13 protein-coding genes and 1 pseudogene are annotated in these 14,207 nt (G+C 68.3%); all 14 read right to left on the reverse strand.

The features are described 5' to 3' along the window. Positions 1 to 349, reverse strand: a pseudogene (locus LXM94_RS21655) (bifunctional [glutamine synthetase] adenylyltransferase/[glutamine synthetase]-adenylyl-L-tyrosine phosphorylase); the annotation flags it as partial. 61 nt (positions 350 to 410) lie between these two features. After that, on the reverse strand, positions 411 to 1,820 hold the full coding sequence (locus LXM94_RS21660) for an ATP-binding protein (protein ID WP_235773570.1): 1,410 nt from the start codon (positions 1,818 to 1,820) through the stop codon (positions 411 to 413). 2 nt (positions 1,821 to 1,822) lie between these two features. Continuing rightward, positions 1,823 to 2,506: a response regulator transcription factor gene (locus LXM94_RS21665; protein ID WP_235773554.1), complete on the reverse strand. Its 684-nt coding sequence runs from the start codon at positions 2,504 to 2,506 to the stop codon at positions 1,823 to 1,825. A 252-nt stretch (positions 2,507 to 2,758) separates the two neighbouring features. Continuing rightward, positions 2,759 to 4,327 carry a Do family serine endopeptidase gene (locus LXM94_RS21670; RefSeq protein ID WP_235773555.1) on the reverse strand — a complete coding sequence of 523 codons (1,569 nt, stop codon included), beginning with the start codon at positions 4,325 to 4,327 and terminating at the stop codon, positions 2,759 to 2,761. Positions 4,328 to 4,456: 129 nt separating this feature from the next. Next, complete coding sequence (locus LXM94_RS21675) at positions 4,457 to 4,918, reverse strand: cytochrome c-type biogenesis protein (RefSeq protein WP_235773556.1); 462 nt, start codon at positions 4,916 to 4,918, stop codon at positions 4,457 to 4,459. Beyond that, positions 4,915 to 6,906: a heme lyase CcmF/NrfE family subunit gene (locus tag LXM94_RS21680; protein ID WP_235773557.1), complete on the reverse strand. Its 1,992-nt coding sequence runs from the start codon at positions 6,904 to 6,906 to the stop codon at positions 4,915 to 4,917. Before LXM94_RS21680 ends, LXM94_RS21675 begins: the two co-directional genes overlap by 4 nt. Continuing rightward, complete coding sequence (ccmE, locus tag LXM94_RS21685; RefSeq protein WP_235773558.1) at positions 6,903 to 7,355, reverse strand: cytochrome c maturation protein CcmE; 453 nt, start codon at positions 7,353 to 7,355, stop codon at positions 6,903 to 6,905. The genes LXM94_RS21680 and ccmE overlap by 4 nt, the downstream gene beginning before the upstream one ends. Next, the gene (gene ccmI / locus LXM94_RS21690; RefSeq protein WP_235773559.1) at positions 7,352 to 8,479 is read right to left on the reverse strand and encodes a c-type cytochrome biogenesis protein CcmI; all 1,128 of its coding nucleotides are present in this window, start codon (positions 8,477 to 8,479) and stop codon (positions 7,352 to 7,354) included. The genes ccmE and ccmI overlap by 4 nt, the downstream gene beginning before the upstream one ends. A gap of 139 nt (positions 8,480 to 8,618) precedes the next feature. Further along, positions 8,619 to 9,038 carry a hypothetical protein gene (locus LXM94_RS21695; RefSeq protein WP_235773560.1) on the reverse strand — a complete coding sequence of 140 codons (420 nt, stop codon included), beginning with the start codon at positions 9,036 to 9,038 and terminating at the stop codon, positions 8,619 to 8,621. A 128-nt stretch (positions 9,039 to 9,166) separates the two neighbouring features. Further along, entirely contained in the window at positions 9,167 to 10,588 is a 1,422-nt protein-coding gene (locus LXM94_RS21700) for an ATP-binding protein (RefSeq protein WP_235773561.1), read from the reverse strand. Next, positions 10,578 to 11,249: a response regulator transcription factor gene (locus LXM94_RS21705; protein WP_235773562.1), complete on the reverse strand. Its 672-nt coding sequence runs from the start codon at positions 11,247 to 11,249 to the stop codon at positions 10,578 to 10,580. The genes LXM94_RS21700 and LXM94_RS21705 overlap by 11 nt, the downstream gene beginning before the upstream one ends. 42 nt (positions 11,250 to 11,291) lie before the next feature. Further along, entirely contained in the window at positions 11,292 to 11,486 is a 195-nt protein-coding gene (locus tag LXM94_RS21710) for a hypothetical protein (protein ID WP_408015680.1), read from the reverse strand. A 151-nt stretch (positions 11,487 to 11,637) separates the two neighbouring features. Further along, positions 11,638 to 11,847 carry a hypothetical protein gene (locus tag LXM94_RS21715; protein ID WP_235773564.1) on the reverse strand — a complete coding sequence of 70 codons (210 nt, stop codon included), beginning with the start codon at positions 11,845 to 11,847 and terminating at the stop codon, positions 11,638 to 11,640. Positions 11,848 to 11,869: 22 nt separating this feature from the next. Beyond that, positions 11,870 to 14,207, reverse strand: a 2,338-nt coding sequence (locus tag LXM94_RS21720; RefSeq protein ID WP_235773565.1) for a baseplate multidomain protein megatron, incomplete at its 5' end; no start/stop codon positions are given.

Consider the following 14,207-nt stretch of genomic DNA (forward strand, 5'->3'; position numbering starts at 1 on the left):
GCCGCGCCATGACCGCATTCTCGCTGACGTCCGCGTGCGCGGCCGCGTCCCAGGCCGTGCGGGCCGCCGTGATCGCCGCATAGACCTGCGGCAGCAGCGGCTCTGTTACTGCGCGCACCAGGAGCGTCGGCGAGACCGTCGCCGTGTCCCGCAGGAACGGCGACAGAGAAAGTGCGGCGACGAGGAAGTCCCGAAGCGCCGACGTGCCGGCTAGAAGGCCGGCAATCGCCGGATGGTCCTGGCCGATCGCCTTGAGGTCCGCCGTCGCGGACCTGGCCTCCGTCTGGCTGAGGGCCCGGATCGGGCTTTCTGCCAGATCCGACAGGCGGGTCGTCTCGGTGATGCTCATGCGTGTCTCCCGGTCCCGGCCGCCCGCGCGTCTCCTCCCGCCGACGGCCGGTTTCGGTGTATCAGGCGGGCGGCGCCGGGAAAACCATCGCCGCCGTCATTCCCCGGTCGTTCTGCCGCTCCGGATAGGTGCTCGACAGCTCCAGACGGCCGCCATGCATTTCCATCACCGCCTCGACGAGAGAAAGGCCGAGGCCGGTGCCGGGCTTCGACCGGCTCTGGTCGAGCCGCACGAAACGTTTGACGACCTCCTCGCGCTGGTGCTCCGGGATGCCCGGTCCACCATCGCTGACGGCAAGGCGGATCTCACCGCCCGACCGGAGCAGCGAGACGCGCACCGCACCGTCCTGCGCGCCCTCGGCATATTTGATCGCATTGTCGATGAGATTGCCGAGCGCCTGTCCGATCAGCTCGCGGTTGCCGTTGATCGTCACCCCCTTCTCCACCGTGCAGGTGAGGGAGAGGCCGGCCTCCTCGGCGAGCGGCTCGTAGAGCTCGCTGCTGTCGGCGGCGATCAGGCTGAGGTCGACCGGCGACATCTCGGCGGCACTCTGTCCCGCCTCGACGCGCGAAATCATCAGAAGCGCGTTGAAGGTGCGGATAAGCTGGTCGGATTCGCCGATGATCTCCTCCAGCGCCGCACGGTAGTCCTGCGTCCGGGCCTTGCCGCCGAGCGCGGCTTCCGCCCTGTTGCGCAGGCGCGTCAGCGGCGTCTTCAGATCGTGGGCGATGTTGTCGGAAACCTGCTTCAGCCCCTCGTCGAGCTTCTCGATGCGGCCGAGCATGGTGTTCAGCGATTCGGAGAGCCGGTCGAACTCGTCGCCGGAGGCGCCGACCGGCAGGCGCTGCGACAGGTCGCCGGCCATGATGCGCTGGCTTGCATCCGACATGCGGTCCATGCGCTTGAGCGCGTTGCGGCCGATCACGTACCAGATGGCAAGCGCACCGATGCCCATGATGCCGAGCGCCACGACGAGCGCCTGCCGGACGAGGCCGCGAAAGGTCTCGGGCTCGCCGAGATCGCGTCCGACAAGGATGCGCAGCCCGTTCGACAGCACGAAGATCTCCGCGCGCGCCGTATGCCGCTCGCGGGAGCCCTCGTCCTCGAAACGCTGGTAGCGGAAGGAGGATTGGGTCCAGCCCTCGCCGTCGAGTACGCCGGGCTGCAGCGACAGCACGTTGCCGGCGAGCAGCTCGCCGCTTGGACTGGCGATGATGTAAAGATTGGCACCCGGCTGGCGCGCCCGGCGCTCGAGCGACTTCAGCAGTCCGTTCATGCCGTTCTGCTCGAAGACCTGGCGGATTTCCGTGGCTTCGGCGGCGACCGCGTCGCGCGTCTGCTGCTCCAGCAGGGTTTCCGACATCGACGTGACATAGATCACGAGGAAGGCGGCGCAGGCAGCGAAAAGCAGGATGTAGAGTGCCGAAAGACGCACCGCCGTCGTCTGGAAGAGCGCGCCGAGCCGTGTCAGCATTATCCGGCGGCCTCGTCCTTGATCATGTAGCCCGCGCCGCGCACGGTGCGCAGCAGCGGCTGCTCGAAGTCGCGCTCGATCTTGGAGCGCAGCCGCGAGACATGCACGTCGATGACGTTGGTCTGCGGGTCGAAATGGTAGTCCCAGACATTTTCGAGCAGCATGGTGCGCGTCACGACCTGGCCGGCATTCTTCATGAGATATTCGAGCAGGCGGAATTCACGCGGCTGCAGCAGGATTTCCTTGCCCTGGCGCTTGACCGTGTGGGACAGCCGGTCGAGTTCGAGGTCGCCGACGCGGTAGACGACGTCCTGTTCCGGCGCGCCCTTGCGCCGCCCGAGCACCTCGACGCGGGCGAGCAGTTCGCTGAACGCATAGGGCTTCGGCAGGTAGTCGTCGCCGCCGGCGCGCAGCCCCGTGACGCGGTCGTCGACCTGGCCGAGGGCGGAGAGGATCAGCACCGGCGCCTGCACACCGCGGCCGCGCAGCTCCGAGATCACGGAAAGCCCGTCGCGCTTCGGCAGCATGCGGTCGATCACCAGCACGTCGTAGCCGTTCTCGCTCGCCATGAAGAGGCCGCTCTCGCCGTCGCTCGCATGTTCCGAGACGATGCCGGCCTCCTTGAAGGCCTTGGCGAGATAGGCGGCGGCTTCGAGATCGTCTTCGATGATCAGTATTTTCATGATCGGACCTTAAAGCATCTTCGGGTGGTGATGAACAGCAGGGGAGCGGCGTCGGGCCGTCGCTGGAAGACACTCCGACCCCTCCCGTTGCAGGGAGGGGTCAGGCCGCCGCACCGCCCATATCGGATCGCAGATCGCCGCCGCGGCACGTCTTCCCGCCGTGCGGCAGATGGCCGGCGGGCCAGCGGGTTGCCCCGCGCCGGCACCGCGATACCGAAGGGTTCGCGGCACCGCGTGACGGCTGTCGATCGATCAGCTCTGGTCGATCGGCAGCGCGATGAAGCGGCTGCCGTCGTTGGTCTCGACCTGGAAGAGCGCCTTGGAGCGGCCTTCCTTGCGGGCGTCGCCGATCACCCTGGTGATGTCGTCGGCGGACTTCACGTCCGTGTTGTTGACGGAGGTGATGCGATCGCCGGCCCGCAGGCCTCGGTCGCCCGCCTCGGAGTCCGAATCGACCGAGGCGACGGTCACGCCCTTGCCGTCCTCGGCGGGCACGACGGCGATCCCGAGATTGGCGAGCTCCTCCTCTGCACCCGGCGCCTGCGGCTGCTGTTCGCTCTCCTCCGTCGAGGCCTGCGCCTGGTCCGTGCCGAGCTTGCCGATCTCGACGCTGAGCGTTTCGGACTTGCCGCCGCGCCACAGCGTGACGTCGACCTTCTTGCCAGGCTCGATCTCGGCGACGCGGCGGGCGAGGTCGCGCGGATCCTTCACCGTGTCGCCGTCGAGCGCGGTGATGACGTCACCCTGCCGGATGCCGGCCTTTTCGCCCGGCGAGCCGGCCTGCGGCTCGACGACGAGCGCACCGCTCGCATCCGCAAGACCGAGCGATTCGGCGATGTCCTTCGTCACCGGCTGGATCTGCACGCCGAGCCAGCCGCGCTGCACCGTGCCGTCCCGCATCAGGTCGGTCACCACGTCGCGGGCGACCGAGGCGGGGATCGCGAAGGCGATGCCGACATTGCCGCCGGACGGCGAGAAGATCGCCGTGTTGATGCCGACCACCTGGCCGTCGAGGTTGAAGGCCGGGCCGCCGGAATTGCCGCGATTCACGGCCGCATCGATCTGCAGGTAGTCGTCGTAAGGGCCAGAGCCGATGTTGCGGCCGCGCGCCGAGATGATGCCGGCCGTCACGGTGCCGCCGAGGCCGAAGGGATTGCCGACCGCAACGACCCAGTCGCCGACGCGGATCTTGCTGTCGTCGGCAAAGCTCACATAGGTGAATTTCTGGTCCTTGGCGGGATCGACCTTGAGCACCGCGAGGTCGGTGCGGCCGTCCGTGCCGACGAGCTTTGCGTCGAGTTCGGTGCCGTCGTTCATGATCACGGTGAAGGCCGCGCCGTCCTTGACGACGTGGTTGTTGGTGACGATGTAGCCGTCCTCGGAGATGAAGAAGCCGGAGCCCTGCGAGGTCGGACGCAGGTGACCCTTGCGGCCGCCGCGATCCTGCTGGCCGAAGCGGCGCTGTTCCTGGTCGTTGCCGAAGCCGTCCTGGCCGCCGAATTCACGGAAGAAGCGCTTCAGCGGGTGGTCGTCCGGCAGTTCGTCGAAACCGCGGCCGCCGAAGTTGAAGGAGAAGGTGCCGTCCTCGTTGACCGGCTTGACGTCGGACTGGACGCGGACCGAAACGACGGCCGGCGACACGGCGTCGACGACGTCGGCGAAGCTCGCCACCTGCGGCGCGTCGATCTTCACCGCCTCGGCGAAGGATTCCGACACCCGCGCCGGGATGCCGGTCGTCAGCATGACGGCCGCAAGCCCGGCGACCGTGGTGGTCTTCAGAACGGTTTTCAGCGAAGGACGAAAGGCTCTGATCGTGGACATTGTGGGACCTTTTCTCTTGGATGTCTCGAAGAAATTCGATGGCCAAGAGATAGGCGACGCCACATTACGGCGCACTGTCCGCCGCATGAAATTTTCGTAATGTTTCCGATATTTCGCAGCGGCGCCCGATCACGGCTCCTTGCCGAGCAGCCGGTCGAGTTCGGCCTGCTCCTCGGTCGAAAGCGGCGCGCCGACGGCGCCTCCGGCGCGCCGCCGCATGAAGAGCGCCATCGCGGCCGCACCACAGACCAGCAGCAGCGCCGGCGCGCCCCAGAGCAGCAGCGTCTCGCCCCTCAGCCGCGGATTGAGCAGCACGAATTCGCCGTAGCGCGACACGACATAGTCGATCACCGCCGCGTCGCTGTCGCCGTTCTTCAGCCGCTCGCGGACGAGCAGCCGCAGGTCGCGCGCGAGTTCGGCGTTGGAATCGTCGATCGACTGGTTCTGGCAGACCATGCAGCGCAGTTCGGCCGAAAGCGTCCGCGCCCGCGCCTCGAGCGCCGGATCGTCCAGCACCTCGTCGGGATTGACGGCCCCGGCGGGCAGCGCCGAAACGGCGAGCAGCAGCAGCGCCAGCAGCCGTGACCTCATTGCGCCGCCTCCAGCGGCGCCGACCGGGCCGCCTTGCGCGCCCGCTGCGGCGCGCCGATGCGCAGCCGGCGGTCGAAGAGCGACAGGGTACCGCCCGCCATCATGATCAGCGCGCCGATCCAGATGCAGAGGATCATCGGTTTCCACCAGACGCGCACCACAATGCCGCCGTCGGCCATCCTGTCGCCGAGCGAGACATAGAGCTGGCTGAACAGGAAGGTGCGGATGCCGGCCTCCGTGGTCGGCATCCGCCGTGCCGTGTAAAGCCGCTTCGAGGACCAGATGTCGGTGACGGTCGTCCCGCCGCGCGCCACGGTGAAATGGCCCGACTCCTCCGTATAGTTCGGCCCCCGCCCCTCGCGCATGCCGTCGAAGGTGAGCGTGAAGCCGCCCGCCTCGACCTGCATGCCCGGCTTCATCTCGACGACATGCTCGGTTTCGAACGCCGTCACGGCGACGATGCCGATCAGCGTGACGCCGACGCCGAAATGGGCGAGCGTCGTGCCGAAGGCCGAACCCGGCAGGCCGCGCAGCCGCGCCCAGGCAACGCCGGCCGGCACCTTGCTGATCCCTGCCCTCAGCGCCAGGTCCGTCAGCGCGCCGAGCATCATGTAGAAACCGAGCGCCAGCCCGAAATAAGCGAGCACCGGCCCGCCGCCCTGGGCGTATTGCACCGCCGCGGCGATGGCGAGGCCGAGGCCCGCCGCCGCGAAAAGCCGCTGGGCGGCGCCGGCGAGGTCGCCGCGTTTCCAGGCGAGAAGCGGTCCGAACGGCACGGCAAGCAGCAGCGGCAGCATGAGGAGGCCGAAGGTCAGGTTGAAGAAGGGCGCCCCGACCGAGATCTTCTCGCCCGTCAGCGCCTCCAGAACGAGCGGATAGAGCGTGCCCGTCAGCACGGTCGCCGCCGCCGTCGTCAGGATCAGGTTGTTGAAGACGAGCGCGCCCTCGCGCGAGATCGGCGCGAAGAGGCCGCCCGCCTTCAGCGTCGTCGCGCGGAAGGCGAAAAGCGCAAACGCGCCCCCGATGAACAGGACGAGGATCATCAGAATGAAGACGCCGCGTGTCGGGTCGGTCGCGAAGGCATGCACCGACGTCAGCACGCCGGAGCGCACGAGAAAGGTGCCGAGCAGCGACAGCGAGAAGGTGAGGATCGCCAGCAGCACCGTCCAGATCTTCAGCGCCTCGCGCTTCTCCATGACGATCGCCGAGTGGAGCAGCGCCGTGCCGGCGAGCCACGGCATGAAGGAGGCGTTCTCGACCGGGTCCCAGAACCACCAGCCGCCCCAGCCGAGTTCGTAATAGGCCCAGTAGGAGCCCATGGCGATGCCGGCTGTCAGGGATGCCCAGGCCGCAAGCGTCCAGGGCCTGACCCAGCGCGCCCAGGCCGCATCGATCCGCCCGTCGATCAGCGCAGCGATCGCGAAGGAGAAGCAGACGGAGAAGCCGACATAGCCGAGATAGAGCAGCGGCGGATGGACCGCCAGCCCGATGTCCTGCAGCACCGGATTGAGGTCGCGGCCCTCGGCCGGCGCCGGGTCGAGCCGCTGGAACGGATTGGAGGTGAGCAGGATGAAGAGCGCGAAGGCGGCGGTGATCCAGCCCTGCACGGCCAGCACGTTCGCCCTCAGCCGTTCCGGCAGGTTCGCCCCGAAGCTCGCGACCAGCGCGCTGAAGAAGACGAGGATCATCAGCCACAGCAGCATCGACCCCTCGTGGTTCCCCCACACGCCCGAAACCTTGTAGATCATCGGCTTCAGCGAATGGGAGTTTTCCCAGACATTGACCACGGAGAAGTCGGAGACGACATAGGCGACGGTGAGCGCGCAGAAGGAGAACAGCGTCAGCAGGAAGCCGGCGATCGCCGCCGCCGGCGCCACGGCCATCAGGCCCGGGTCGTTGCGCATCGTCCCGGCCAGCGGCAGGACGGACTGCACGATCGCCGTCGCCAGCACGAGAATCAGCGCATAGTGGCCAAGCTCGATGATCATTGGATGTTTTCCTTGCCGCCGAGGGTCACGCCCTGCGCCTTCAGCCGGTCGGCCACATCCTTCGGCATGTAGGTCTCGTCGTGTTTGGCGAGCACGGTATCGGCGACGAAGAGGCTGCGGCTCTGGTCGAAACTGCCTTCCGCCACCACGCCCTGACCCTCGCGGAAGAGGTCGGGCAGGATGCCGGTATAGGTGACCGGCACGGTCGCGATGGTGTCGGTCACCGTGAAGGCGATGGTCGATCCCTCGCCGCGTTTCACGGAACCCGTTTCCACGAGGCCGCCGAGCCGGATGCGGGTGCCGGGCGGCACGTCGGCCCTGGCGAGGTCGCCGGGCACGTAGAAATAGGCGATCGACCGGCTGAAGGCGAACATGACGAGCAACACCGCGGCGAGAAGGAAGACGACGCCCCCGCCGATCACCGCCAGCCGTTTCTGTTTGCGCGTCATTGAGCCTTTCCTCCCGTCGGGATGGCCAGTTCCGCCGCGAGCGCCAGCAGTTGCCTGCCGTTCTCGCTTTCCGGCGGAAAGGTCTTGAGCGCCGTTCCTAGCGCGGCCGCAGCCTTGTCCCTTTGATCCAGCACAACATGGGAACGGATGATACGCATCCATCCTTCGAAATTGTCCGGATTTTCCTTGAGCTTGTCCTCGAGGCTCGCGACCATGCCGGCGATCATCTGGCGGCGCCCCTCCGCGTCGAGCTGTTCGGCAGCAGCGACATCGTCCGCGGTCGGAGTGCCGAGCGTCGTCGACGGGGCTGCCTTGGAGAGGCCGGCGATGTGCCGGTCGACGAGCGGCAGCCACGGTGCTCCCTCCGGCGACTGCCTGGCGAGCGTCTCGAAGGCCGCCTTCGCCTCGTCCCGCTTGCCCTCCTGCTCCAGCGAAAGAGCGAGATAGAAGCGGGCGCGCGGATTGTCGGCGTCGAGCGCCAGCGATCGGCGGAGCTGCTCGCGCGCCTCCTCCGTGACCACGCCGCCGGCCATCGCGATCAGCGTCTCGGCATAGCCGTCATGGCGTTCGGGCGACGGTCCGGAGAGGCGCAGCGCCTCGCGGAACGCATTCGCCGCGTCCTCCATGCGGCCGCTGCGGAAATAGATCGGCGCAAGCAGCTCCCAGCCGGCCGCGTCGTTCGGGTTCTCGGCAAGATGCTGTTCCGCCTTGGCGATCAGGATATTGATGTCGTTGCCGGGATTGGCGAGCCGCGCGGCAAGCGGCTGTGCCGGCAGGTCCGGGCGTCCGCCCGGCATGTAAAGACAGAGGCCGATCGCCGGTATGGCGAGAACCACGGCGGACTGCGCCAGGCGGTTGCGGCGGCGCGCTGCGGGCGCGGCGCGCTCCTCCTTCGCCTTGGCGGCGATCAGCCGCCGCGCGATCTCGGCCCTGGCGAGCTCCGCCTCGTCGGCGCCGATCAACCCGGCCTTCGCGTCGCGCGCCACCTCGTCGAGCTGGTCGCGATAGACCTCGACGTCGTGGCTCTCCGTCGGCACGGCCAAACGCCCGCTGCGCAGCAATGGCAGGAGCAGCACGACCGTCACGACCGCCGTCAGCACGGCGATGAGAATCCAGAAAATCATGCCGTTCAAATACTGGAACGGCAGGGTTTTTCCAATTCCAAAAGGAACGGTGACAAAGATTTGAGGCGTTTCGCCGCAAGCCGGGCCCGACGCGCCGAACGGACGGGAGCGGCCGCGTTCCCCGTCGACCGGCCCGACGTCAGGTCAGCGGCGTCCAAGTTCCGTTCGAATTGCGGCAAGCCGCTCCCCGGCTCACCGTCTCGCGGCCCGCGGCATTGACCGTGTGGCTGTACTGGCGGCAGTTCTGCGAACCGACCTGATAGGGTGCGGCCGCCACGACGGACCCGGTCACGCCGCGCCCTTCCCAGGCCACGGGCTGGCCGCCGGGCGCGGCTTCGAGCGCCCGGTATTCCGCCTCGAGCGCCCGCTGGCGGTCGGCATTGGAAAGCTCCACCGCCTTGTTCCGGCTGACGAGTCCGCCCTCCAGCGCCGAGATGAAGGCGGCCGATCCCTCCGGACGCGTCGCCTGCGCGGAAAGGTCCGCCACGTCGGACCGGCCCGCCGTCGTGCCGCAGGCCGACAAGGCCATTCCGGCCATCAGGATCGGCATCATCGCCATGCACTGTCTCGCTTTCGCTCGGCGCAACGGTCTCTCCCTGCATAGCGTCCTTTCGGACATGGCCCGCCAGCACGGCCTTTCAAGCATCGGCGGCAAATCGCCTCTCCTTTCTTGCATTGTCGTCATCGTCAGGCAACATCCTTTGCGAGTGCCGGCAGCACGAGCGTGGCGAGCAGCCCGCCCCGTGCCCCGCGGGTCAGCGTCACGCGTCCCTGATATTCCAGCGTGATCTCGCGCACGATCGAAAGCCCGAGCCCGGTGCCCGGCTTGCTCTCGTCAAGCCGCGTGCCGCGCTTCATCGCTTGCTCGATCTGCTCGGGATCGAGGCCGGGACCGTCGTCCTCCACCTCGATGATCGCCCAGTAGCGGCGCTCCGCGTCGGCGCCGGTCACGTCGGCGGGCGCAACGAAGGCCCGAACCGCCACGGCACGAACGGCGAAACGCGCGGCGTTCTCCAGAAGGTTGCCGACCGTTTCCTCGATGTCCTGCTGTTCCATGGCGAGCATCAGCGTCGGCGGCTCGACCGACAGCGGAAAGGCCTTGTCGATGTTCAGCCGCCGCATGACGCGGACCAGCCGCTCAAGCACCGGCAGCACCTCGGTGCGCGCCAGCACCGATTCGCGCTGGGCGGCGATGCGGGCACGGTTCAGGTAGGACTGCACCTGGCTCTGCATCACCTCGGCCTGGTTGCGCACGAGGTCGCCATGCGCCGGTTCCAGCACCCGCGCCTCGTTGAGCAGCACGGCGATCGGCGTCTTCAGCGAATGGGCGAGATTGCCCACCTGCATGCGCGCCCGCTCGACGATGCGCCGGTTGCTCTCGATCAGCGCGTTGACCTCGCTCGCCAGCGGCTGGATTTCACGCGGGAACTCGCCGCCGAGCTCATCGGCCTCGCCCGCCCGGATCTGCTCCAGCGCCTTGCGGGCATGGTCGAGCGGCTTGAGGCCGATGAGGATGGCGATGGCGTTCAGCGACACGCTGCCGAGGGCAAAGCCGGTGAGCGCCAGGAAGAGATTGTAGGAGAAGTCGTCGATGTCCGCCTCGAGCACGTTGCGGTTGCCGATGACGCGGAAGCGGGCCGTCCGCCCGTCCTCGTCGAGCACCACCTCCGTCTCGACGACCTCGACCGTGTTCCCGTAGGAATCCTCGGTCGTGTAATAGCGCTCGTAGCGCGTGTTGAAGGGGATGCGGTCGGTGTCGGCGATCGGCACGGAGCCGGAGCCGAGCGAGGTCGAGGCGAGCGGCTGGGCGTTGAAATTGTCGCCGATGGGCTCGACCATCCAGTACCAGCCGCTCGCCGGCTGCGAGAAGCGCAGGTCGCCCAGCTGCGGGCTGCCGGACAGCGCGATGCCGCCGTCCTCCGCCGAGACCGTGTTGATGACGTTGTAGAGCTGGGCGCGCAGCAGGTCCTGGAAGCTGTTTTCGGCACTCTGGCGATAGAGGGTGGAGATGACGAGCGCGATGACGACGACGGCGACGAGCGCCCAGATCGACGACAGCAGGATGACGCGGAAGGTGAGAGAGCGGGCCGGCCGCGCCTTATCTGCCATCGGCCGGCGCTTGCATGCGATAGCCGAGCCCACGCACGGTCTCGATCAGGTCGACGCCGATCTTCTTGCGCAAACGCCCGACGAACACCTCGATCGTGTTGGAATCCCGATCGAAATCCTGGTCGTACATGTGTTCGACCAGCTCGGTGCGCGACACGACCTGACCCATATGGTGCATCAGATAGGAAAGGAGGCGGTATTCGTGCGACGTGAGCTTGAGCTGCTGGCCGTTGACGCTCGCCTTGGAGCCCTTCGTGTCGAGCCTGACCGGCCCGCAGACGATCTCGGAGCTCGCATGCCCCGCCGCACGGCGGATGAGGGCGCGGATGCGCGCCAGCACCTCCTCGACATGGAAGGGCTTTGCGACATAGTCGTCCGCGCCGGCGTCGATGCCGGCCACCTTGTCGCTCCAGCGGTCGCGGGCGGTCAGCAGCAGCACCGGCATGCGCTTGCCGTCGGCGCGCCACTTCTCCAGCACGGTGATGCCGTCCATCTCCGGCAGGCCGATATCGAGGATGATGGCGTCATAGGGTTCGCCGTCGCCCAGATAATGCCCCTCTTCGCCGTCGAAGGCCTGGTCCACGACATAGCCTGCCTCCTTCAGCGCCTCGGCGAGCTGCCGGTTCAGGTTTTCGTCGTCCTCGACCACCAGTATGCGCATTCTCTCTCCGTCCCCTCGTCCTGCACGGCGCCGCAGCGGCGCCTACATCGGCACCCGCACCGTCACCTTGCGGGGACGCTCGCTGCCCTTGCCGGGCACCAGCACGGTCACCACGCAGGTGCCGTTGCGCGGCTGCGCGGAGAGCAACTGACCGCCGGTCTGCGCGACGACCTGTCGCGCCGCGGCGGCGCAGTCGTTGGCGACCTGCACGACATCGAACGCCCCGCCCGCATTCATCAGCGGAAGGGCGGCGATGCCGGCAGCGGCAATGCTCGTTAAAATGGGTGTCGCCATGGCCACACTTTCAGATGCGAACTCAACTTGAGGGGCAGAATTACCCGATAGTCGCTGAATGGCAAATGAATGTACGACCAAATCAAGGCAGCCGTCAGCGCAGCCTGTGGGCTGCGCGGATGCGACCGATGATCGCGATCAGGCCGCCGCAGGCCGTGACGAAAGCGGTCACCGCATCGGCAAAAGCGACCTCATCGACCGCCGTCATGCCGAAGCCCGCGACGTTCGCGAGCGGCGTGGCCACGGCGATCAGCGCACCCCGGACGGTGCGCCAGCGATACCCGGGCTTGCTCGTCTCTTTCATGACCGGCAGGCCTTGACGGCGTTCAAAGGGAAATGAGCGCTTCGGCCGGCGTGCCGACCGGGTAGTGGGACCCCTTCTGGGCGACCCGGAAGGCGATTGCCGCCTGCGACATGCCGAAATCGGCAAGTTCCTGCGCCGCCGTGTAGCTGGCGTGCGGCGCCTCCGTCTCGAAGGTCCGCACCGCCGTCCCGCCGGCGAGAATCTCGACCCGATAGCGCTCGAAGGGTTCGTCGAGCGGAATGTCCTCGGGCGTCCAGTCGTCCGCGTCGATGCGCCCGCGCCGCACCCAGGCAAGCGCGATGTCGCCGGAGGCAAGCCGCTGTGCATTCAGATGTACGGGCGAGAGCGGCAGCCGCGCTCTGACGGCGCCGGCAAAGGCCGTCGGGTCGGAGGCCGACGCCGCGCCCGGTGTTTCGGCGATCCAGTTGAAGGCGCGCCCCGCCTCGTCCGCCGCGAGGCCGACGGCCTGAACCGCGCCGTCGAGCAGCACCGCATCCGTGCCGGCGTCGTGGCCGGCGCGCATCGCGTCCTCGCTGCCGCCGAGGCCGCGCAGCAGGCGCGTCAGCCGCCAGCGCCCGGCGTCGACCTCCTCGGCCATCTCGAAGCCCAGAACCTCCCATTCGCCGTTTGCGGCCCGCACGGCGAGGCGATTCGCACCGCCGAGCATCGCCACGGGATCGACCGAGGCGAGACCGCCGAAGGGAAGGTCGACGATGGCGGCATTCGTGCGGTCGATGCGCCCGACGGGGCCTGCCGCAAGCGGCTCGGCGAGAAGGCCGAGGCCCGCGGGACGGTCGAGCCGCCGGCGCACTGCATAGCCGTCATTTGCCGCCGAGGACGACACGAGGACCGGCCGCCAGGGATCGGCATAGGCACCGACACGGGCAAATGTGTCCGCCGAAGCTGTCTCGTAGGGCGGCAGGTCGAGCAGCACGAGTTCCGGCATGAAGGCGCTTGCCGCCGCGGATCCCGCCGCCCGGGCGGCCTTCGGCGTGTCGGCCGGCTCGGCTTCCGCCGCATCGCCGCCGGCGACCGACCGTGCCTCGATCTCGCGCAGCGTGCCCTCGGTCACGCCGGTGACGACGAACCGGCCCGCCGGACCGTTCGCCAAGGTCACCACGTCGCCCGGCACGACGGCGAGATCGGCCGGCGACAGGCGAAAGGTCAGGCGGCGCTGGCCGGCGCGGTGGTCGAGCAGCATCGCCTCGCTGGCGCTGCTCGCCGCACCCGCATGCAGGATTGCCGGCAGCGAGACGCGCAGCACCCGGTCCGTCGCCGCCGACGCGCGGCGCGAGCGCGTCGTCACCCGCGCAAGGCCCCCGGAATCGCCGAAATGGTCGAGCACCGCCTGTCCGGCCAGCTCGTCGGCATGCCCGCGCGTCTCCTCGAAGGCCGCCTCGTCCGGCACTTCCGCCATCACCTCGATCGCGACGGCGGGCTGCGCGGCCTTGAGCCGCGAGCAGAAGACGAGCGTGCCGCCCTCCTCCACCGCGTCGATCTGGAAAGCCGCAAGCAGCGGCTCCAGCATCTGCCGCGCCGAACCGATCTCGGCCTGAACGAGGCCGGAAAGGTCGCCGCCGACGGCCGAAACGTCGAAATCGTCAAAGCCGTGGTCCCGCAGGATCGCCGCGAGCACGTCGGAGACCGTCGCCGCGCCCAGCCGTCCGTTCAGCCAGTGGCCGCGCCGCCAGTTCTCGCCGTCGGCCCAGAGCGCCGTCGTCTCGGGAAAGGCCGGATAGGGTCGCGCGTCCCAGGTCCAGAGGAAGATGCGGCCAGGGTCGACCATGCCGTTTTCCGGCCCCTCGCCCTGCCACCAGAGATGATGCGCATCGAGGAAGCGGCGCTGCATGGCGTCGGCGCGGGAGCCGGCGGAAAAATAGGGCAGCGCGTCTTCCGAGCTCTTCGGGTCGACGAAGACATTCGGCTGGTTGGCGCCCTTGTCGACGGCCGGGCAGCCGAGTTCGGTGAACCAGATCGGCTTCGACCGCGGTTCCCAGCCGGTGTGTTCGCTCGCCTCGGCGCCGCCGGCGCGGTCGTAGTGGCGGTGCGTCCACCAGCCTTCGAGATCCTTGTAGCGGTAGACCCAGGGCTTGCCCGCCAGCCCGTCGGCGATCGGCGAGCGGGTCCGCGCGCGCCGGTCCGCATCGCTCGCATAGTACCAGTCGAAGCCCTCGCCGGCCGCAATCATCGACCGCATCGCCTGCCGGTCCTCCGACAGCCGGAAGCCGTCCGGACTGCCGTCGGTGCGGTCGCCGTCGCGCCAGTCGGAGAGCGGCATGTAGTTGTCGATGCCGACCGCATCGATCGCCGGATGCGACCAGAGCGGATCGAGGTTGAAATGCACCGCGCCGCTGCCGTCG

This window comes from Rhizobium alarense, assembly GCF_021555155.1.
GTDB lineage: Bacteria > Pseudomonadota > Alphaproteobacteria > Rhizobiales > Rhizobiaceae > Rhizobium_D > Rhizobium_D alarense.